Origin of the sequence: Psychrobacter sp. Rd 27.2, from assembly GCF_001921755.1 — a bacterium.
In the GTDB taxonomy this organism is placed as follows: domain Bacteria; phylum Pseudomonadota; class Gammaproteobacteria; order Pseudomonadales; family Moraxellaceae; genus Psychrobacter; species Psychrobacter celer.
In genome coordinates this window covers 66,284-87,241 of record NZ_MRYB01000011.1, presented here as the reverse complement: position 1 = coordinate 87,241, position 20,958 = coordinate 66,284, and the positions used below count along the sequence as shown (strand labels likewise).

The window sequence follows — 20,958 nt, the reverse complement described above, 5'->3', positions numbered from 1 at the left end:
GAAAAAACATGACTGAAAACATATGATTGAAAATATAGCGGCATCATCTGCTTCTACGATGACTCGTCTCTCACCTGCCAAGCTCAATTTGTTTTTGCACATCACTGGCAAGCGCGCTGATGGCTATCATGATCTGCAAACGGTTTTTCGCCTGCTTGATTGGGGCGATTATCTGCATTTTTCACTTGTAGATGGCCTAGTAGACATCGATAGCACTTTAGCGATCGATCAGCTGTGTGAGCGACTATTAAGGCTGACAGGCGCAGAAGCCATCACCAGCCATGTCACGGACAATCTGATCTTTCAGGCTGCTCGCGCTTTATTGGCCGCGGCCATAGCGTCGAACAAGCTACCCAAGCAGCTTGCGCCAGTGACGATTGAGCTGGACAAACACTTACCCATGGGTGCAGGGCTGGGCGGTGGCTCCTCTAATGCAGCGACGACACTGCTGGCACTTAATGAGATATGGGCGTTTGACTTCTCCCAAGATGAAATGATAAACATCGGTACGACAGTGGGCGCAGATGTGCCAATTTTTATCTTTGGTCAGGACGCGATTGCGCAGGGCATTGGTGAGCAATTAACGCCGATAGCGCTACCAGATCAGCAGTATTTGGTCTTGACGCCTACGGCACATGTCAGCACCGCTGAGCTGTTTACCCATCCTACGCTGCAGCGTGATATTATCCCCCTCTCCATACCGACCATCAAGCGCCAAGCAGCGCACTATACACAAGCTCTACATGCGCCGTATCACAATGTCTTCACACCTGTCGTCACCGGCCTCGCCCCTGCCGTCGATGATGCATTACAGTATTTACAAGGCTTAGAGACGGTAGCACGCAGCACAGCACGGATGACCGGCTCTGGTAGTGCGGTGTTTTTGCCATTGGATGCCAGTATTGCTACCGATAAGGCATTGATAAAAAAATGGCTGGCAAATGCGCCTTGTCCTGCTTACTTGGTAGATAACTTATAATGGCGCTATCAGAGTACAGGCTGCATCCCAAAAGCGGCGGCTTTCCTATACACACTAGGGCGGCTGATATAGATGCTCCTTGCGCGCTACGCCGATGGAGACTACGTAACTGTATTTAAAAAGAGTATCACAACAGCACGTCAGAAAAATTTATACCCGCTCCACGTTGAAATATAGTGTATCTGTGTTATTTAGAATCGACTATATAAAAAATCGAGTGCAAAATTTTTTAATAAATACTAGAAAAAGGCGCAAATGACTTGCAAAATCTAAAAATTTACTTATAATAGGTCGCCACAATAGGGGTATAGCCAAGTTGGTAAGGCATCAGGTTTTGATCCTGACATCCGTTGGTTCGAGTCCAGCTACCCCTGCCATTTTTAGTTTGGATTGCTAGTGATAGCAATTGACAACACCTTCCCAATTTCGGTATAGTTCGCAATGAACACCGCTAGGGAACGCCGTCTTAGACGGTTGATAGGTAGCGACGCCTAGCTAATACTTTGTTAGCATTCAGCGCTCGTCCTGCCTAGACATTACAGGGGTATAGCCAAGTTGGTAAGGCATCAGGTTTTGATCCTGACATCCGTTGGTTCGAGTCCAGCTACCCCTGCCATTTTTTACTATCTTAGTAGTCTATAATTACTTTCACCACTCTTTTCTTTATTTGGGCAGTTAGACACTGCTTAGTGGTCGCTGCTTGAGTCAATAAATAGGACTTCAGTCATGCCTTATTTGGCAATTTTTACGGGCAACGCCCATCCAGAACTTGCGAAAACCGTCGCCGACCACCTACACATTCCTCTTGGTAAAGCTGACATCACGCGTTTTTCTGATGGCGAAATTGCCGTGGAAATTAAAGAGCACGTGCGCGGTAAAGACGTGTTTATCATGCAGCCGACTTGTGCACCGACCAACGACAATTTGATGGAAATCATGATGATGGCGGATGCGCTTCGTCGCTCTAGTGCGGGCCGTATCACAGCAGTGATGCCGTACTTTGGTTATGCCCGTCAAGACCGTCGTCCACGCTCAGCTCGCGTTCCTATCTCAGCCAAAGTCGTCGCCGATATGCTAAATATCGTCAGTATCGACCGCGTCATGACCGTAGATTTGCACTCAGATCAGATTCAGGGTTTCTTCGATATCCCTGTCGACAACATCTACGGCACCCCTGTCCTGTTAAATGACCTACAAAAACAAGACTACGACAACATCATGGTGGTATCACCTGATGTTGGCGGTGTGGTACGTGCTCGTGCGATGGCCAAACAATTGGGCGACACCGACATGGCGATCATCGATAAACGCCGTGCCCGTGCCAATGAGTCGCAAGTGATGCACATCATCGGTGATGTACGTGATCGTGACTGCGTCATCGTTGATGATATGGTCGATACTGCAGGCACCCTATGCAAAGCCGCTGAAGCATTAAAAGAAAACGGCGCGCGCCGCGTATTGGCTTACATCACCCACCCTGTACTATCGGGTAATGCGCTAAAAAACATCTCTGAGTCAGCCCTAGATGAAGTGGTCGTGACTGATACCATTCCATTGTCTCCTGCTGCTCAATCTTGTAGCAAAATCCGCCAAGTCAGTATCGCACCGATGCTCGCTGAGAGCTTACGCCGCATCAATAACGAAGAGTCTATCAGCGCCATGTTTGACGCCTAACGACTTCTGTGTCAGTGGCGGTTTGCACATACAGCTACACAGACACCTGATATAAAAAAACAGCGCCATATTTGATGATATGGCGCTGTTTTTTATGTTCGCATTTTTCGTAGGTCTTTATTATTGCTACAAAACCACGTATAATGCGCGCCTGTGCCGACCGTTTGTGTGATCTTTGATGGTTGGCATCTTTAAAAGTGCTGATCACGTTTGCCAGATAGGTTTTTGCTGATATTTGTCAGTAAACGATGACGGCAAACATATTGCTCTGTTTCTTGGTTGTCAGCGTCACTGATGACCGGTCATCGAGCTTTCATCACGTATTAGTGGATTGGTCGCAAATCCACTTTTTTATGACCAGACACTTCATTTATCTTTTTATAGGATTATATCCATGAGTATTAATCATTTCGAACTAAGTGCAGTTGCCCGTTCTGCAGAACAGCAAGGTAAAGGTGCGAGCCGCCGCCTACGTAAGCAGAACCTAGTACCTGCTATCATCTATGGTGGTGACGAAGAGCCAACTGCGGTTTCTATCAAAATCAATGAGCTGGTTAAGTCTCTTGAATTTGAAGCGTTTTTCTCACACATCTTGACGCTAAATGTCGATGGCGAAGCGCATCAGGTCGTTATCAAAGACCTACAACGCCATCCAGCTAAAGGCTTCCCAATGCATGCTGATTTCCAGCGCATTGTAAAAGGTCAGAAAATCAACATGAATGTTCCTGTGCATTTCATTGGCCGTGAAGAAGCACCAGGTACAAAAGCTGGCGGTATCTTGTCTACCCTAGTATCTGACATCGAAATCGTTTGCCTACCATCACAACTACCTGAATACCTAGAAGTTGACGTATCAGGCATGGAAATCGGCGATCTATTCCGTCTATCAGACATCAAACTACCAGAAGGCGTTATCATCTTCGAACTTGATATGGAAGATGCACACGACCGTACTATCGTTAACATGCAGCCACCAACGGTTGAAGAAGTTGACGAAGATGCTGACGAAGTTGATGCAGCTGACGTACCTGCGACCGAGCAAGGCGCTGAAAACAAAGACGGCGAATAATAAACGACCGCTAGGTCGTGGCACTATGCCGTCGACCTGCTGATAGGTTCGTTTCGTCAAAAAAAACAGCAGGTGATGTATATCTCCTGCTGTTTTTGTAAGTAGGGTTTGAGCATCACAGTGCTGTCAGACATAAACGACAGCACAATCAACCTTACGCTCATTTATCACATTTAAGCAGGATGTTTTTATGGCCATAAAGCTTATTGTCGGTCTTGGTAATCCCGGTCAGCAGTATATGTTTACGCGTCATAATGCAGGGTTTTGGTTTGTCTATCATTTGGCGCAGCAGTTCAATATCGCCCTTTCTCCTGACAAAAAGTTTCATGGGATAACGGGACGCGGACAGATTCATGGCGCTGATGTACGCTTGCTGATGCCATCGACCTTTATGAACAAATCGGGTCAATCGGTGGTACCGATGGTCAACTTTTATGGCATCGACAACGATGAGCTGTTGATCGCGCACGACGAGCTGGATATTCCAGCGGGTAGTATCAAGCTCAAAACCAATGGCGGCCATGGCGGTCATAACGGTCTGCGCGATATCACCCCGCATATCGGCAACGACTTTCATCGACTGCGTATCGGTATCGGGCATCCAGGTCACAAATCAAAGGTCAGTGGACATGTCCTCTCAAAGGCCTCACCTGATGAGCAGATTGCCATCGACAGTGCTCTGAGCGCCGCGTTTGATGCGTTGCCATTGCTGTTAGGCGGCGATATCGAAAAAGCCCGTTCCCAAATTAATGGCTTTAAACTGCCCTAATTATAATGGCCAGACCTTTACCGCTGGGTTTTTACCGCTGGACTTGTTACGTGATACTTTATAGTAGTCTTTTATTTTGGCAAAATCGCCCCCACTAACATGATGATTTCGTTCATTAATCTTTGTTACGCTAAGGAAGCAACTTATGCTACTTAATATGCTTAAATGCAAATTACATCGTGCCCGCGTCACTCATGCCGAGCTGCACTACGAAGGCTCATGCGGTATCGATGGTGATTTATTGGACCTCGCCGGTCTGCGCGAAAACGAATCAATCGACATCTATAATGTCACCAATGGCAAGCGTTTTCGCACTTATGCGATTCGCGCCGAAGCAGGCTCTGGTATCATCTCATTAAATGGTGCTGCTGCTCATATGGCAGACTTAGGCGATATCGTCATTATCTGTGCTTATGCGCACTTTGATGAAGCAGAAGCTGCGACCTACCAGCCAAAACTGGTCTACTGCAACGAAGACAACACGGTAAAAGACACCGCCAATATTATCCCTGTACAAGTGGCTTAAGCGCCTGACGCTCCAAGCGCTGCTGACCCATATCAAACGTCACCGCTGTCAGCCGTCAGGGCATATATATGATTATCGTACATAAAAGCTGACTCTACAGAGGATTCAGCTTTTTTTGTGCCATTTTTATCTGGCACATTTATATTTTTCTCCAAACTTAAAGATGGGCGGCGCTGGACAATACCTGCCAGCTACTTTGTAGATAAACCTAGTTTTAACGGTTTGACAAGTTTTAACGGCTTGACAGGGGTTGGCGTGCTTTTTGAGTTTGGGGTCATTATTCATTGATAAGGAAACATACTGATGTGGTTGGCAGTTATTGCTGTATTGATCGGCTTGGCAATTTTGGTATGGAGTGCAGACGTTTTTATTGATGGTGCCACGGCGCTGGCAAAAAAACTCAATGTACCCAGTTTTTTGATTGGGGTCATTATTTTGGGTCTTGGCACTTCTGCACCCGAAATGGTGGTGTCGGTACTGGCCGCCTTAGAAGGCAGTCCGGAGCTGGCACTGGGTAATGCCTATGGCTCAAACATCATCAATATCGCCTTGGTACTGGGCGCAACTGCCCTAATAAGCCCCATAATCATCCATAAAGGCATCATAAAACGCGATCTGCCAATATTGCTCATCATTACCGCTTTGGCCGCGTGGCAGCTGCGTGACGGGCAGCTGAGTATCGTTGATGGACTGGTACTCTTAGCACTATTGGTCGTGGTCTTAGGCATCCAAATCGTGCTGAGCTTGCGAGAAGGCAGCTCACATAAGGTTGATGATATCGATGATAATAAGATTGTAGAGCACCGCGCAGTGGATGACGCGCTGAGCGCAGCAAATAGTGAGCCAAGCTTGCTGCGTGGTTTGTGGGCATTGTTCCTTGGACTGACCATACTGGTGGCCAGCTCGCGCGCCATCGTCTGGGGTGCAGTAGAGTTGGCGACGCTATGGGGATTGAGCGAGCTGATTATCGGTCTGACCATCGTCGCCGTCGGCACGTCTTTACCTGAGCTGGTGGCCAGCCTGTCAGCGGCGCGCAAAGGCGAACACGATATGGCACTGGGCAATATCATCGGCTCTAATATTTTCAACACTTTAGGCGTGGTGGGTCTGGCAGCCTTGATCGCTCCGATTAGCGCCAGTCCGATTATTTTGTCGCGTGATGTGCTGGCGATGAGTGCAATTACGCTGCTACTTGTCGTGCTGTGCGGCGCCGCTTTTATCAAGCATCGCCCCTTTGGCCGAGGCTCAGGTGCAGCGTTGATGCTGTTTTTTGTTGGCTACACACTGTGGCTGATGCAAACCGTCAACATGTAGAGAGAAGATGAGATCGAGGTAGCTGTGCTAACTGCCAGCGCTTTATCATCCCTGTATGATAAGCGGTACAAATGACGCTTATCATATAGTGAGTTCAGTATAAAAACGATACAGTGGGACTGGGATAATTTTTACGCAGCATCGAGCAGCGCAGGCACAGCACGCAAGGAAAATTTATACCAGTTCCTCGTTGACATATAATGTATCTGTTTTATTTAGAATCGACTATACAAGCTCACAGTTATTGATTTTGCTTACGGTTTTTAAAACCGCGCCATAGTCCCTCATGCGCCACTTTTGGCATCTTAAGAGTAATGGAGTTTGAGAGCATATCTTGTACGGCAAGACCGCGGCGATTAAACAAACAAAACACGTAATTAAAAATTAAACCCAAGAACGCACTGGTTAGCATAATTGTACGCGACCCACCGATCAGGCTACCGATGACACCAAACAGCAACGGCATCAAACAAGCCGCCAATATGCGTTTAAACGACTGTCCCCAAGTCAATAAATGCCCAGCATTGTTGACGGTCTTTAGCCGCCATGTCTGCATGCCAAGGGTCTGGCCGCCGCGTCGCCAAAATATCCCATAAAACGCCACCAAGGTCAAAACAAAGGCCGGCGTCATGACAAGGTTTTGATACCAAGTCGGTAGCGACTGAGCTTGCGACGATTCGGTGCCAGTCTCCATGGTTAGCAAAGTCCCAATCACCGTCAACATTGTACCGACCAAAAACAACAGCGCCAAAATCAGCATGCCATCATACAAAATCGCCACCACCCGAGTTAAGGGTTTGGCAATGCTAGGGGCTTCATTTGGGTCTTGCTGCACAGGCGCACCGGGTGCAGAGGGTGCAGAGGGTTTAGGCGCAGAGGGGTTGGACGCAGTTTTTGGCGGGCGTTTGGATAAACTTTTTGACATGGTACAAGCTCATAGCAAGCAGTGAATAGTAGCGCTATTGTACCGTAATTCAAACGCTTATCGTACCTTTGATGATTAAAGACGTATGCGCCACGTGCTACTGGTATGTATTGTACGCAAATGATAGGTATAAAAACGACAGACACAAAAAAATCGCCAAAGTGTCATAAGACAGGCGATTATTTTAGGTTTTGCTTAAATTTTAATAAGATAAGCTAGTATGCAAATGGTGCGCCTGGAGAGATTCGAACTCCCGACCCCTTAGTTCGTAGCCAAGTGCTCTATCCAACTGAGCTACAGGCGCGTATTTTGCATATCATTCACTACAGTGTTTAATAACAATTGCAGTAAATTAGGTTGGTCATTATATAGATAATATCGCTTGTGTCAACTGATTTATTAAGATAATTTCAAATTATTTTTTGAAGTCATCGCTAAAAAATCATTTATCGTCGATATACTGCGTTAGCACTATTATAACAACAAAATAAATGGCGGTGAAGGAGGGATTCGAACCCTCGATACGCTTACACGTATGGTTCCTTAGCAGGGAACTGGTTTCAGCCACTCACCCACTTCACCGAACGAAGTAAGACACTTATAATACTGTTCAAAAAACAGCCTTACAAATACAGTATCGATGCTAACGATACGTCTTATGTCGTGGGCGAGTATTATAACAAAGCCAAAACGAATTGCAAGCCTTGTCGGCAGATTTAATCTCGCTTTTATGATAATTATTGATTTAAATGCTTTTATCGCTCATTGTGCCCAACAATACTGCCCAAATCTGTACATCAGAGACCCCCTATATACAAGGCTGCAATAGGCTGGTTTGTTTGAATGAACCACCTGTCATAAGTACAATCAATACAACACAAAACTGGCATTTTTTATGTCTGTAGAACGCTACTTATTTAAAACAGGTTAACGCCATGCTGATACTGGCTTTTTTCTTATTGGCTGGCTATAGTATTTATCAGTTTTCTGATAGCTCTTATAAATAAAAGGATATGTTATGCGACCCGTGGTACTGTGTTTTTCAGGATTGGACCCCTCAGGCGGCGCTGGACTACAAGCGGATATCGAGGCCATCGGCCAAGCCGGCGCCCATGCCGCCATCGCTTGTACCGCCATCACCATCCAAAGCTCGCAGCAGGTGTATGGGTTTGAGGCGTGTGCGGCCAGTTTGGTCAAAGATCAAGCCGTCGCCGTGCTCGAAGATCTGCCGGTCCGTGCCATAAAATCCGGCATGCTTGGCACCACTGACAATATCGCCATGCTCACAGAGCTGTTTGCCAAGCAAGTCATCGACGCTGATACGCCGTTTGTCTTAGACCCTGTGCTGGTCGCCAATAGCGGCGGCAGCTTGGGCAATGAGCAGACCTTGGTCACCGCCTTTCGCAAGCTGCTCCCCTACGCCACCTTAATCACCCCCAATACGCATGAGCTGCGTGCGCTAAGCGGCGAGCAAGACCTACATGTCGCTGCACGAAAACTGTGTGCGCAAGGCACCCGTGCCGTCTTGGTAAAAACCTCCCATGACTTCGACAGCGGCGATATCGAGCAGTATCTGTATATCAATGGTGAGATGGTACATCAGAGTATCTTGCCGCGCCTAAAAGGTGAGTTTCATGGCTCTGGCTGCTCGCTTGCCAGCTTTATCGCTGGACGCTTAGCCGTGGGCGATGCGCTGGTTGACGCCGTCAAAGCGGCAGATAATTGGATCACTCAAACGCTACGCGCCGCTGACGTCCCGCACCCTGACGACGACGACGCCCAACTGATACCCAATCGTTTTGTCAATTATTCACATATCCAATAAACACATATAAAAAGGGCGCTCTATATCGATAGAGCGCCCTTTACTCAGGCTAATTAACAGCGCAGCGCCCTAGTGTTAACCCAACATTGGCATAAAGCTGGCGGCCAAACCACCGATGAATATCTCAAGTAAATAAAACGCCAAAAAAGCCACCATCGGTGACAAATCAAACATGCCTAAGTTTGGCGTGATGCGGCGAAATGGTGCCAAAATAGGCTCGGCCAGACTGATGATAATACCGATAATCGGATGCTGAGACTGGGTAAACACCACAATCCAGCTGACGATAATAGAACCGATGACCAAGTAGCGACACATACGCAAAAAGTCTAATAATAAGCTGGTGGTACCCGTAAAAAACAACGGCACCGGCGCAATGCCTTTATGCATCAAAGCGGCTTTGCCAGAGATGTCGATCAGACGGATCAAAAACATCAGTACAATGGCAGCGATGCTGATTCGGCCTTGCGCGACGGTCGGAAAAATACGCCCAAACACATCGACGATATGGGTCGCTTTATAGGCAGGGGCAATCATGGGGTTACGAGCATCCATACCAGCAAACTGCAGCATAAAACGAATAAACACCAACATCATGGCGAAAGTGGTGACCAAATCAAAGATTTGAAATAACATGTTGTTCATGAAGCGCTACTCAATGTGACGTTATTAACGGATTTTAAGAAGACGAATGTCTTTATCAGGCGTTTTTTGATTATAAATGAGATATGCCATCATGCCTGACATATCCCAAGATAGAAAAACAGTAGTCAGCGATTATTTACTCATCTCTTCGCTCAGCGCTTGGCTGCGATCGTAGCAGGCTTGCATGGCTTCAATGATTTGACGACCAATCTCGTTGGCTTGCATAGACTCGACGGCCGCTTGCGTCGTACCATTTGGCGAGGTGACCTTACGGCGCAGCTCGGCTGGTGCGTCATCACTATTCATCGCCATTTTTGACGCGCCTAGCATGGTCTGCATGGCCAGTGCTGACGCTTGCTCTTTATTCAACCCCAGCGCGACTGCACCATCAACCATCGACTCGATAAAGTAAAACATATAAGCAGGCGCTGAGCCTGAAACGGCCGTGACCGCATGCATATGTGCTTCATCATCGACCCACATGACTAACCCTGATGCTTCCATCACCGCCGTTGCCAATTGCTTTTGTTCTGCAGAGATAGTGTCTGTACCATATAAGCCAGTCGCGCCCATCTGAATCATCGCCGGTGTGTTTGGCATCGCGCGCACGATATTGCTATAGCCGCCGAGCATGTCTGTCAATAAAGCCGTCGACAGACCTGCCGCGACCGAAATCACCAGCTGCTGATCTAGCGCATCGGCAAAGCCGCTCACCACCGTTTTCATCACTTGCGGCTTGACGGCCAATACCACGATGTCAGCACCGATAACAGCAGCGGTAGCATCGGCGGTTGGGTCGACAGCATTTAGCCCTTTAGCAGATAGCTGCTCGCGCACCTCGCTACTAGGGTCAGCAACTGTAATCAAGCTTGGCTCCACACCGCAGCTGACAAGCCCACTAATCAGAGCCTGCGCCATGTTGCCGCCACCGATAAAGCTGATTTTTTTATTATCTAATACTGACATACTTGTCTCCTACGCAAAAATCCAAAAGTATTCAAACTAACATACTGCTAGGGAAAATGACACTCAGTTTACCATACTGCTACTGGCATCGTTTGATAAATTCAGCGGCTTACTTGCCCGCTTGTTGCTTCATTGACTGATAGAGTTATCGCCTCTATTTGGACGGACTTTAGTGTTGCTTTGATATTGCTGGCTTTGTTGTCTGGCGCGCTTTTTGTATCATAATCTGACTGACGACACCCTCAGCTATCTCATCAAACGCCGCCGGATGATTACTCTCTACGCGCATGATATCTGTGTGCAATATCCAACAATCAAAAGGCGACAGCAATAAGATAGGCACGGCAGCTGCGTTTTCGATCAGATCGTCTTGTCCGTCTTTTAAATGCCTACAGTCGACGCTTACTATCACCAAGCTTTCACGCAGCCATACTGGTATGCCCAGCGTTTGATATAGTTTTTTGCCCGCTTGTGGCCGCGGCATGGACACCGTGCGCACGCGCTGCTGCCGCGCTAACGGCGCAAACGAGAGACGCATTGTACCCTGATGGTTGGCAAGCTTAGCTCTTAGTGTACCCTTGCTTAACGTAGCACTGCCGCTTCTATCACCACCCAATAAAGCAGCCAAAGCATGAGGCCAAATCTTGGCTTGCCAAACAAAATGTGTGTCACTGCGTAATGTCATCAAGATAGGCTGCGGTCTGATAGTAGGTGTACTAGCTACCTCAGCTGTCAGATCAGAGATTACATGCTCCATCTTACCCAGCGGTAATGTCAGCCAATCCAGCCAGTCGCTACTTATGCGATACAGCCGCTGACGATAACGGCGTATGACGTAAGACTGTAGACTCGCTTGCCAAAAAAGCGCGGTTTGGTGGTTAGAGTCCTGACGCCGGCTAAGGCCAAATACCGCATCTACCAGCTGCTTTGTGGGTGGTAATGGCTCATCTTGAGTAAGCCAATGATGCAGCAATTGGCGCTGACGGTATGGCGGCAGCGTGTTTAGCGCTGCTATATCTAGTACCCGCTGGGCGGACGCGAGCTGCAAATCCCTGACTGCTACCCGCTGCAGATCCGCTACTGCCTGATCATTGACGATGGATTGTGCGTCACTTAATAGCTGGGCGCTACGAGCGATGTTATCAATGACATTTGGATTGTACGTGGCCAAAACTGGCATGACATCGCGGCGCAGACCACTACGGACGTTGTCCCCTGCCTCATTGGTTGGGTCATCAATATAGGGGAGTTGTAAACGCTGCGCATAACGGCTGATCGTACTACGTTTGGCGGTCAACCATGGCCGCCACAGTGCGTTGCGCCGGCCATCTTGGGTTTGCGTGCGCCACGGCTGCATCCCTGATAGCCCATTGACCCCAGCGCCTTGTATCAGCCGCATCAGTATCGTTTCGGCTTGATCATCAGCATGATGTGCGAGCAGCAGTACATCGTCGGTGTTGAGTACGGCGCGCATCACCTCATAGCGGGCATGCCGTGCTGCCTGCTCATCTTGACCCTTAACTTGTGCGCGCAAGATTTGACAAGGCATATTTTGCGCGGTGGCCCAACGCGTGACGTGCTGCGCCCAGACGCCGCTATCTGCTTGCAGGCCATGATCGACGTGCAGCAACTGCGGCAAAAACGGCAAGCGGCCGCGATGATATAGCTGGACACACAGCGCCGCCAGCGCTAAAGAGTCTCGCCCACCACTACAGGCCAGCCAGACACGCCGGCCATGCAGCTGCGTGCTGTATTCTGTCAGACTACTCAGCAATGCCTGCGCCAAATTATCATCAATTGGTAGCGTCGCTATTGGTTTAATAGGAGAGGGAATAATTGCGCTACTGGTCATAATCAGCCTTGTTGATAGCAATCAAAATATCATGAGCCTTAACATATATACGTCGTATAGAAATTATGCTGTTAATTATAGTAAAGTCCAAATATGTCAGATACATGGCGATTAAGTCATTCAATACAAAGTTATTTTTTTAAAGGATTTAAATCGTAGTAGTTAAAAAGTAGCGGAGAATGTCTGGGCGCTTAGATGATTGGATAATTTATTGGCTCAAAATCTTATAAACTACCTCTTATAAATCACCTATGCATAAAAAAACGCGCCATACAATGACACGTTTTTATTTTAACACTTTTATTTTGCAATATGACTCATCAATAAATCAGCAAGGCAGCATCACTTCAGAGTCAAAGGACTTGAGCTTTTCATAACGCAGCGCGCAGCGGGTTTCAACATCCATCTCATTGAGCGCTTTTAATTGCTCAGTGAGCAAGGATTTTAGCGCATCCATGACAGGCTGCGGCTGGACGTGCGCGCCCTCACCTTCTTCAATGACCGCATCAATCAGACCCATTTGATGCAGGTTTACCGCGTTTAGCTTCAACGCTTCACTGGCGTCTTGGGCTTTTTCGGCAGTCTTCCATAAGATAGAAGCGCAGCCTTCAGGTGAGATGACCGAGTAGATACTGTTTTGTAACATATTGACCCTGTCACCCACGCCAATGGCCAGCGCACCGCCTGAGCCGCCTTCACCGATGATGGTCACGATGATAGGAACTTGTAGGCTAGAGAAGACCGCGATACTCTCAGCGATGGCTTGTGCTTGGCCGCGCTCTTCTGCGCCCACTCCTGGGTACGCGCCTTGGGTATCGACAAAGGTCATCACCGGAATATTAAAACGCTCAGCCATTTTTACCAAACGAATGACCTTACGGTAGCCTTCGGGGTTGGCCATACCAAAGTTATGGGCGATACGCTCACGCGTACTACGGCCACGGTGCTGACCGATGACCATCACAGGCTGACCCTCAAAACGCGCCAGACCACCTACGATGGCCTTGTCGTCGGCAAACGCGCGGTCGCCATGTAATTCATCAAACTCGGTAAACAGCTGATTGACATAGTCCATAAACAATGGACGCTTGGCGTGCCGTGCAAGCTGCACACTATCCCAGACAGTGCTCATAAATGCTTCCCTTTAATAATTATACTCAATAATGTTATCGGTTTTTGATAATAAAAGTACAGTTGTAAACTCAATAGAAGCTATAGTAGCACATCTTAAATGGCATGACATTATTGTCAAAGCGGCTTTTGTTACCTAGATCTGTAAACCATCTTACTAACGATAGAGCACATGCCACCGGTAAGGCGCATTGATACGTCGATGGTGTCCGTCATCTAGCATAATAATGATGCTAGCTATCAGATACTAGCTATCAAAGCCATCAGGCCTCTATCACGCTAAGCTTGATACCCCATTTGGCAAACTGCTCAATCTCGGTATGCAAATCTGGCAACAAAAACGCATAGTGCTCACTACTATCGGCAACCGTGATCTGCCAGCAGTGATCATCGACGACAGCGAGCTGTAATGCTGGTAGCTCATGGTCGCTGCGGCTGTGATGCGCCAATACTGCCAAGCGCAGGAGCAAGCACAGATAGACCAACTGGTTGCCGCCGATGGTACAGGTCTGCTCCAACATATCGGCTTTTAGCTTACGGCGGTGATTGAGCATCAGCTGCGCCATGCGCTTTTGGTCGACCTGTGAAAACCCCGGAATATCTGAGTGCTCAAGCAAATAAGCACTGTGCTTATGGTAGCTACTGTGACTGATCGCCAGCCCTATCTCGTGCAAAAACGCTGCCCGTCTGAGCAAATCGCCATCATCACTACTCAGACCCAGCGTGTCTTTGACTTGTTCAAATAAATGCCGACTGGTTTTGACCACTTGTTTGGCTTGTTTTTTGTCGCCTGAATAGCGTTTGATCAGTGCCAGCACGCTGCGGTCACGCACGTCTTCACTCGCAAAACGCCCTAACATATCATACATGACACCTTCGCGCAGCGCGCCGTCAGAATAGACGATGGTTTCGATACCCAGCACTTTCATCACCGCGCGCAGGACCGCCACCCCCGCTGGAAACACCGCCTTTCGATGCTCTTTGACACCTTCTAAATCGATATCGCCGACGTTGCCGATCTTTAGCAGCAGTTTTTCGAGTTTTTTCACCCCTTTATAGGTGATGCGCTCTTGCTCATCGGCCCAGCCTTTTGACACCAACACATTTCGCACCGCTTTGATGGTACCGCTTGAGCCGACCACACTACTCCAGCCGACTTTTTGGTAACGGCCATTGATCGCCAGTACTTCTTTACGCGCGCCTGCGATGGCATTGGTAAACGCGTCTTTGGTAATCTGCCCATCAGCAAAGTACTTTTGGGTAAAGGCCACGCAGCCCATCTGCAAGCTCTCGGTCAGTAGCGGGTCGAACTCTTGGCCGATGATAAACTCCGTCGAGCCGCCACCAATATCGATGACCAAACGCTTATCACTACTGGCATTGGTATGTGAAACGCCCAAATAAATCAAACGCGCCTCTTCTCGTCCTGCGATAATCTCGATAGGCTTGGGCAAAATCTTATTGGCACGGCTGATAAAGTCATTGGCATTTTTGGCTTGGCGCAAGGCGTTGGTGGCAACCACCCGAATACGCTCAGGCGGCACCGAATCCAAACGCGCCACAAAGCGGCTAAGACATCCAAGGCCACGCTTTTCAGCCGCCGCGCTTAGGATGTTGTGCTCATCCAGCCCCGCGGCCAGCTGCACTTTTTCTGACATAGAGACGACTTTACGCACCTCCCCATGATCTAAACGAGCGATGGCTAAGTGAAAACTATTGGAGCCGATATCAATGGCGGCCATCATTTCATCGTCGGCGATTGGCGGGTTTGTAAAATAATCAATGGGCATAAGCGAAATCGTTACCATATTAGTGGGATAAAAGGTACATACATGGGCGGCGCTGGGTCAAACGGCTGGCTCAAGCAAAGCCAAGCTGTCAAACACCTTATAATAACCAAACTATAAAAACCACATGACAAAAACGGGACATCAACATCAATGTGAGAGGCCAACAGACAGCAGTGACACAATTTTCGCCATTAAAGCATTTATGCCAAACACTGGCAAGCGACCCAAATGCTAATTAAGCAGCAAGCGCATCATCGACAAAATAACAAATACGCCATAAACATCCATTGCTTGTGTTAAGGATAGCGTTTTGCTACATTAAAAACGACCAATATTATAATAAATAACAGTCACTTAATGACCGCCTAGCCGTTTTAGTAAAACAAAAAGCCCCCTAATGTCTATACTCAATAAACGATTAGCAAGGAAGCTAAATAAATGAATCAAACTACCATACAAAACACTACCAAAAACACCGATGCTCAAGCGGCCAGCAATGCTAAAAAAAGCATGATGACAGCTGTCAGCCCAACCAAACAAAGCTTTACCAAACAAAGCTTTTATGATTTTTATTTAGATGAGCATCAAAACATGGCTTGCCGCCGGTTGCACTTCGCGGGTAGTAGCTTGGGCTTACTGGGCCTCGCAAAATCGGTCAAGTCGCGCTCGCCCGCCCCGCTGCTTAAAGGTATCGCCGCAGGTTATGCCTGTGCGTGGGTCGGTCATTTTTTCTTTGAAAAAAACAAACCCGCGTCGTTTAAGTCTCCACTAAAAAGCTTTGTCAGCGACTTTCGTATGTACAGTGACGTACTGCGCGGCCGACTGAGCCTAAAAGATGCTAAGTTTGATAAAATCAAATAAAGGCAGCACACCGCATTCATATCCATAAAAAAAGGTCAGCACCATTTATGATACTGACCTTTTTAGAGCGCTCATTTTCAGAGCGTTCAAACCCATGCTAAAAACCGCAACTACGCTGTTGCCATCTCAGCAAATATCTCGTCAGCGGCTTTGATTGAGGCATCGATGTCTGCATCGCTGTGCTTGATAGACATAAAGCCTGCTTCATATGCTGACGGCGCCAAGTAAATACCGCGATCTAACATGCCATGGAAAAAGGTGTTAAAGGCTTCCATATCACACTGCGTCACGTCATTGAAGTTTTGCGGTACAGTAGTGTCGCAGTCTTTGACAAAAAACATGCCAAACATGCCGCCGACGTTATTGGTGCGTAGATTGATACCATGTTTGTCCGCAGCTGCCTGAAAGCCGCTGATTAGCTTATCTACTTTGGCCGATAGCTCGTCATAAAAACCCGCGACCGTTAAGTCCTCAAACATCGCAATACCTGCACGCATGGCAAGTGGGTTGCCCGATAGCGTACCCGCTTGATAAACGCCGCCTAGTGGGGCAATACAAGACATGATTTTCTCTTTTCCGCCAAATGCGCCTACTGGCAGGCCAGCGCCGATGATTTTGCCAAAACAGGTCAGATCAGGGTCGATACCGAAATGTGCCTGCGCGCCGCCAAGACCGACACGAAAACCCGTCATCACTTCATCAAAGATCAGCACGGCGTCGTTGGCAGTGCACTCAGCACGCAAGGTATCGTGAAACGCTTGCGTGGGCACGACCATATTCATGTTGCCAGCGATCGGCTCCAAGATGACACAAGCGATCTCATCACCCCACTTTTCAAAACAATCCTTAATCGCTTGCGGATCGTTATAAGGAATGGTGATGGTATGCTTGGCAAAATCCGCTGGCACGCCTTTTGAGGTTGGCTCGCCAATGTCGAGCATTCCTGAGCCTGCTTTGACCAATAAGCTGTCTGAATGGCCATGGTAGCAGCCTTCGAACTTAACGATTTTGTCACGTCCCGTATAGCCACGCGCCAAACGGATGGCGCTCATGGTCGCCTCCGTGCCTGAGTTGGTCATGCGAATCATCTCAACGCTTGGCACGATCTCGCAGATCTTATCGGCAACGGTGGTTTCAAATGGGGTTGGTGTACCAAAGCTCAGGCCATCATCCGCCGCTTTTTTGACCGCATCGATCACCTTTGGATGAGCATGACCCAAAATCATCGGCCCCCACGAGCCAACATAATCGATATAGCCATTGTCTTCGGTATCATAGATTTTGCTACCGCTGGCACGATGCATAAAAATCGGCGTACCACCTACTCCAGCAAAGGCACGGACAGGTGAGTTGACACCGCCTGGGATATGTTTGCGAGCTTGCGCAAATAGTTGTTCGTTTTTAGTACTCATAAATATTCTCTATTATTGTAGTAAAGGTAATGGTGACGTAAGCCATCTTTAGTCTGTTGGCTTGCAGGCGTTTTATGCCTTTTTTACCACCGAGGATTTTAGCTTCATCGGCCCATAGCCATCGAGCTTACAGTCGATATCATGACCATCGCTCGCATCTGGTAGCAAACGAATGCTTTTGGCCTTGGTGCCTACCTTGATGATGAGTGAGGAGCCTTTAACTTTTAAATCTTTGATGACGGTCACCGCGTCGCCATCTTGTAGCTCGTTGCCGACGGCATCGCGAATGACAGCGCCTTGAGCCTCGGCTTCTGCAGCGTCAGTTTCCGCGGCTGTCCACTCATGGGCACACATGGGACATACCAGCAACGCACCATCTTCGTACGTATATTCAGCATCACATTTTGGACAATTTGGTAAGCTCATCGTTTCCTCGGCAGCCAGCAATATTTAGGTGTATTGTAGAGCTAACATTGTACCGTAACTCGCCATCTTTAACCAATTTGTACGGTTGAAAAATGGTCACTCTACCCAACTTATACCGTAACCATTGGCGAGGCACTGTTGTTTTTTACGGCAGTACTTTTTGTGGTACTCTTCTTAATCTCATCTGGTTTTTATAGGCGCGTATTTGGTCAAAGGAGTCTGATACCAGCCCTTACCTACTATGCGCAAACCCTGCTAATCAGCGCTCAAAAAAGGATAATAACAATGACTCAATCTACCGATATACCGACTCTGCCGCAGTTTTCTCAATTGACGCTCCAAGGCGAGGATGCCGAAAAATTCTTGCAAAGTCAGCTGACCATTGACGTCACCAAACTCGGACTCAGCTATCAAGCTGCTGCCATTAGCAACCTAAAGGGCCGCATCGAGTTTGGCATTTGGATCAAAAAACAAGCCGAAAATCACTTTGATATCGTCATCAGCGCTGACTGTGCCGACAGCTTACAAGCCCATCTTAAAAAGTACGGCGCATTTTCGAAGTTTGAGACCAGCACTCCAGCCGCCATCTATCCTTGTGTGCTCGCTGATGAGCCGACTTTTAGTCACAAAGACGAGCACCATACGATAGAAGAGGCCAATGCATGGGCGCAGCAAAGTATCGCCACTGGCAACTACTGGATCGTCGCGGCGACACAAGGGCAGTTTCAGCCGCAAGAGCTACGCCTGCATCAGCGCGGCGGAATGGACTACGATAAAGGCTGCTACTTGGGTCAAGAAGTCATCGCCCGTATTTATTTTAAATCAGCGCCAAAGGCGTTTTTGCACTACGTCAGTGGCACAGGCGAGATGCCAGCAGCCGGCGACAAACTCGGTAAGATTCAGGTGGTCAACGCCATTGCTAGCAATAATGGCTTTGAGGCGTTAGTCGTTGCCCGTCCAGAACATTTAGCCGACAGCGAGCTGACAGTGTTGGCATTGCCACCAGCATTGCAAGCGGATGTGGCCCGCCAGCCATAGCACAAAACATCTCGCAGCCGTAACAGCACTTTTTTTAAAAACGCAGCAGAGCAATCTATGACACATATCGCGGTACTCGGGGCAGGCGTGGTGGGTGTGACCACCGCATGGTATCTTCGCCAAGCAGGCTATGATGTGACCGTCATCGAGCGTGAATCAGCAGCAGGAATGCAGACCTCGTTTGCCAATGGCGGGCAGATATCGGTCTCGCACGCCACCCCTTGGGCCAATCCTGCAACCCCAAAAAAAGCACTAAAGTGGCTAGGTAAAGAAGACGCACCGCTGCTGTATCGCCTGCGAGCGGACAAGGCGCAGCTCAGATGGGCGCTGCAGTTTTTGCAAGAGTGCCGCGCGGACAGAGCGGATGCCAATCTGGTACAGATGGTCCGATTGGGGCTGTTTTCACGAGAGGCTTTGCAGCAGCTACGCGCGGATATCGGTATCGAGTATGAGCAGCAAACGCGCGGCATCATGCATTTTTATACCGACCAAGCAGAGTTTGAGGCAGCCATTGCTCCGACCGAGCGTATGCAAGCGCTTGGCTGTGAGCGCCATATCATCGATATTCGTACTGCAGTCAGCTTAGAGCCTGCACTCTACCCCATCGCTCATAAGCTCACAGGCGCAACCTATACCAGCCGTGATGAGTCGGGCAACGCCCATCTATTTACTCAGCGCTTGGCTGCGCGCTGCCTCAAAGCAGGCGTACAGTTTTTGTATGATACTGATGTCCTCGCCATCAATCTTGATACCCAAACGTCGCAGCCGCACGTGCATAGCGTCACCCTTCGGCCCAAAGACGAAAACGCCCAGAGCTTTAGCGCCGATAGCTATGTGCTGGCGCTTGGTAGCCATAGCGTCGCCCTGATGAAACCGCTTGATGTACAGCTGCCTATCTTCCCCGCCAAAGGCTACTCAGCCACTTATCAAGTCAATCCTCGCGCCCCGCATCTAGCGCCATTTGTCAGCCTAATCGATGATGAGTTTAAACTGGTGGCATCGCGCCTCGGTGACAAGCTACGGGTCGCGGGCACCGCCGAATTCAACGGCTACAATCTGGATCTAAACCCCACTCGCTGCGCGGCCATCACTCGCCGTGTGCAGCAGCTATTTCCAAAAGGCATCATTGCAAGCTCTGTACAATACTGGACAGGGCTGCGGCCGATGACCCCATCAAACGTACCGCTGATAGGCCGCGCGCACAAAGGCCATGTCCGTCACGGTAGTCACAATACGGCGGCGAGTTTTGATAATTTATGGCTAAACACGGGGCATGGCACACTTGGCTGGACCCACGCTTGTGGTTCGGCAAAAGCTATTAGTCTGTTGATACAGGGTGAGAAACTGCCAGTCGATTTTGACTTTGTCGGTGTGACTGCTCCATAAAAGCTGCCGAGCATTCTCGTAAAATAAACACCCGTAGCCCGTGACGCTAAATACCCGTAGCCCGTGACGCCCTGTAGCACGTGGCACATAGCATCTTGCATACCAGCTTTATTTCGGATTGATTATGTTTAGTGCCTAATATATTTAGTACCTAATATTTAGTCCCTAATCTTGCTAATAAATTTTTATCCATTTCCATTTTTGCGATATCGTCTTTACGGTACTTTGTTGAAAAACCTGCCTTTTATTACACAAAGCTGCCACTCCTAACACAGGCACGTAGATCTCTATAATGGCGCAACACTCTAAACACTGCCTATACAGACAAGGCTATTGTGAGCGCCTATATTAGATATCACCAGTTGGCTCA

General features: G+C 48.4%; 18 protein-coding genes and 4 tRNA genes. 12 read left to right on the top strand and 10 right to left on the bottom strand.

Annotation, left to right across the window (positions count from 1 at the left end; all coding sequences use genetic code 11):
- Positions 1-22 precede the first annotated feature (22 nt).
- From ispE to BTV99_RS09970, 8 genes are all read left to right on the top strand, one after another.
- On the top strand, positions 23-979 hold the full coding sequence (gene ispE, locus BTV99_RS10005) for a 4-(cytidine 5'-diphospho)-2-C-methyl-D-erythritol kinase (protein ID WP_075102223.1): 957 nt from the start codon (positions 23-25) through the stop codon (positions 977-979).
- 301 nt (positions 980-1,280) lie between these two features.
- Positions 1,281-1,356: transfer RNA gene (locus BTV99_RS10000), tRNA-Gln, on the top strand.
- A gap of 163 nt (positions 1,357-1,519) precedes the next feature.
- Positions 1,520-1,595: transfer RNA gene (locus tag BTV99_RS09995), tRNA-Gln, on the top strand.
- Positions 1,596-1,705: 110 nt separating this feature from the next.
- The gene (locus tag BTV99_RS09990; protein ID WP_058367921.1) at positions 1,706-2,653 is read left to right on the top strand and encodes a ribose-phosphate pyrophosphokinase; all 948 of its coding nucleotides are present in this window, start codon (positions 1,706-1,708) and stop codon (positions 2,651-2,653) included.
- A 394-nt stretch (positions 2,654-3,047) separates the two neighbouring features.
- Entirely contained in the window at positions 3,048-3,722 is a 675-nt protein-coding gene (locus BTV99_RS09985) for a 50S ribosomal protein L25/general stress protein Ctc (RefSeq protein WP_075102222.1), read from the top strand.
- Between the two features lie 190 nt (positions 3,723-3,912).
- Positions 3,913-4,491, top strand: coding sequence for an aminoacyl-tRNA hydrolase (pth, locus tag BTV99_RS09980; protein WP_075102221.1), 579 nt, complete (start codon positions 3,913-3,915; stop codon positions 4,489-4,491).
- Between the two features lie 145 nt (positions 4,492-4,636).
- Complete coding sequence (gene panD, locus BTV99_RS09975) at positions 4,637-5,017, top strand: aspartate 1-decarboxylase (RefSeq protein WP_075102220.1); 381 nt, start codon at positions 4,637-4,639, stop codon at positions 5,015-5,017.
- 303 nt (positions 5,018-5,320) lie between these two features.
- Entirely contained in the window at positions 5,321-6,331 is a 1,011-nt protein-coding gene (locus BTV99_RS09970; protein WP_075102219.1) for a calcium/sodium antiporter, read from the top strand.
- 241 nt (positions 6,332-6,572) lie between these two features.
- On the opposite strand, the gene BTV99_RS09965 is transcribed toward BTV99_RS09970, so the two are convergent.
- The 3 genes from BTV99_RS09965 to BTV99_RS09955 form a co-directional block, all read right to left on the bottom strand.
- Positions 6,573-7,256: an RDD family protein gene (locus tag BTV99_RS09965; protein ID WP_075102218.1), complete on the bottom strand. Its 684-nt coding sequence runs from the start codon at positions 7,254-7,256 to the stop codon at positions 6,573-6,575.
- A 227-nt stretch (positions 7,257-7,483) separates the two neighbouring features.
- A tRNA-Arg gene (locus BTV99_RS09960) sits at positions 7,484-7,560 on the bottom strand.
- A gap of 188 nt (positions 7,561-7,748) precedes the next feature.
- Positions 7,749-7,838 (bottom strand) — tRNA-Ser (locus tag BTV99_RS09955).
- Positions 7,839-8,274: 436 nt separating this feature from the next.
- Between BTV99_RS09955 and BTV99_RS09950 the strand changes: the two genes are divergently transcribed.
- Positions 8,275-9,081 (top strand): hydroxymethylpyrimidine/phosphomethylpyrimidine kinase, encoded by an 807-nt coding sequence (locus tag BTV99_RS09950; protein WP_075102217.1) that lies wholly within the window; start codon positions 8,275-8,277, stop codon positions 9,079-9,081.
- A 75-nt stretch (positions 9,082-9,156) separates the two neighbouring features.
- Here the strand turns inward: BTV99_RS09950 and BTV99_RS09945 are convergent, their stop codons facing one another.
- The 5 genes from BTV99_RS09945 to ppx form a co-directional block, all read right to left on the bottom strand.
- The gene (locus BTV99_RS09945; protein ID WP_075102216.1) at positions 9,157-9,726 is read right to left on the bottom strand and encodes a YggT family protein; all 570 of its coding nucleotides are present in this window, start codon (positions 9,724-9,726) and stop codon (positions 9,157-9,159) included.
- Between the two features lie 132 nt (positions 9,727-9,858).
- Positions 9,859-10,692 (bottom strand): pyrroline-5-carboxylate reductase, encoded by an 834-nt coding sequence (proC, locus tag BTV99_RS09940; protein ID WP_075102215.1) that lies wholly within the window; start codon positions 10,690-10,692, stop codon positions 9,859-9,861.
- 169 nt (positions 10,693-10,861) lie between these two features.
- On the bottom strand, positions 10,862-12,544 hold the full coding sequence (gene tilS, locus BTV99_RS09935) for a tRNA lysidine(34) synthetase TilS (protein WP_075102214.1): 1,683 nt from the start codon (positions 12,542-12,544) through the stop codon (positions 10,862-10,864).
- Positions 12,545-12,872: 328 nt separating this feature from the next.
- Entirely contained in the window at positions 12,873-13,676 is an 804-nt protein-coding gene (locus BTV99_RS09930) for an acetyl-CoA carboxylase carboxyltransferase subunit alpha (RefSeq protein WP_075102213.1), read from the bottom strand.
- 262 nt (positions 13,677-13,938) lie between these two features.
- The gene (gene ppx, locus BTV99_RS09925) at positions 13,939-15,465 is read right to left on the bottom strand and encodes an exopolyphosphatase (protein WP_075102212.1); all 1,527 of its coding nucleotides are present in this window, start codon (positions 15,463-15,465) and stop codon (positions 13,939-13,941) included.
- 510 nt (positions 15,466-15,975) lie between these two features.
- Here ppx and BTV99_RS09920 point away from each other — a divergent pair.
- On the top strand, positions 15,976-16,326 hold the full coding sequence (locus tag BTV99_RS09920) for a DUF962 domain-containing protein (protein ID WP_143507123.1): 351 nt from the start codon (positions 15,976-15,978) through the stop codon (positions 16,324-16,326).
- A gap of 110 nt (positions 16,327-16,436) precedes the next feature.
- Here BTV99_RS09920 and hemL read toward each other — a convergent pair whose 3' ends face one another.
- On the bottom strand, positions 16,437-17,738 hold the full coding sequence (gene hemL, locus BTV99_RS09915) for a glutamate-1-semialdehyde 2,1-aminomutase (protein ID WP_075102210.1): 1,302 nt from the start codon (positions 17,736-17,738) through the stop codon (positions 16,437-16,439).
- A gap of 72 nt (positions 17,739-17,810) precedes the next feature.
- Entirely contained in the window at positions 17,811-18,164 is a 354-nt protein-coding gene (locus BTV99_RS09910; protein ID WP_075102209.1) for a zinc ribbon domain-containing protein YjdM, read from the bottom strand.
- A gap of 285 nt (positions 18,165-18,449) precedes the next feature.
- On the opposite strand from BTV99_RS09910, the gene BTV99_RS09905 reads away from it, so the two are divergent.
- Together BTV99_RS09905 and BTV99_RS09900 are read left to right on the top strand one after the other, a co-directional pair.
- Positions 18,450-19,202: a folate-binding protein YgfZ gene (locus BTV99_RS09905; RefSeq protein ID WP_075102208.1), complete on the top strand. Its 753-nt coding sequence runs from the start codon at positions 18,450-18,452 to the stop codon at positions 19,200-19,202.
- Between the two features lie 57 nt (positions 19,203-19,259).
- Complete coding sequence (locus BTV99_RS09900) at positions 19,260-20,588, top strand: D-amino acid dehydrogenase (protein ID WP_075102207.1); 1,329 nt, start codon at positions 19,260-19,262, stop codon at positions 20,586-20,588.
- Positions 20,589-20,958: the final 370 nt, after the last annotated feature.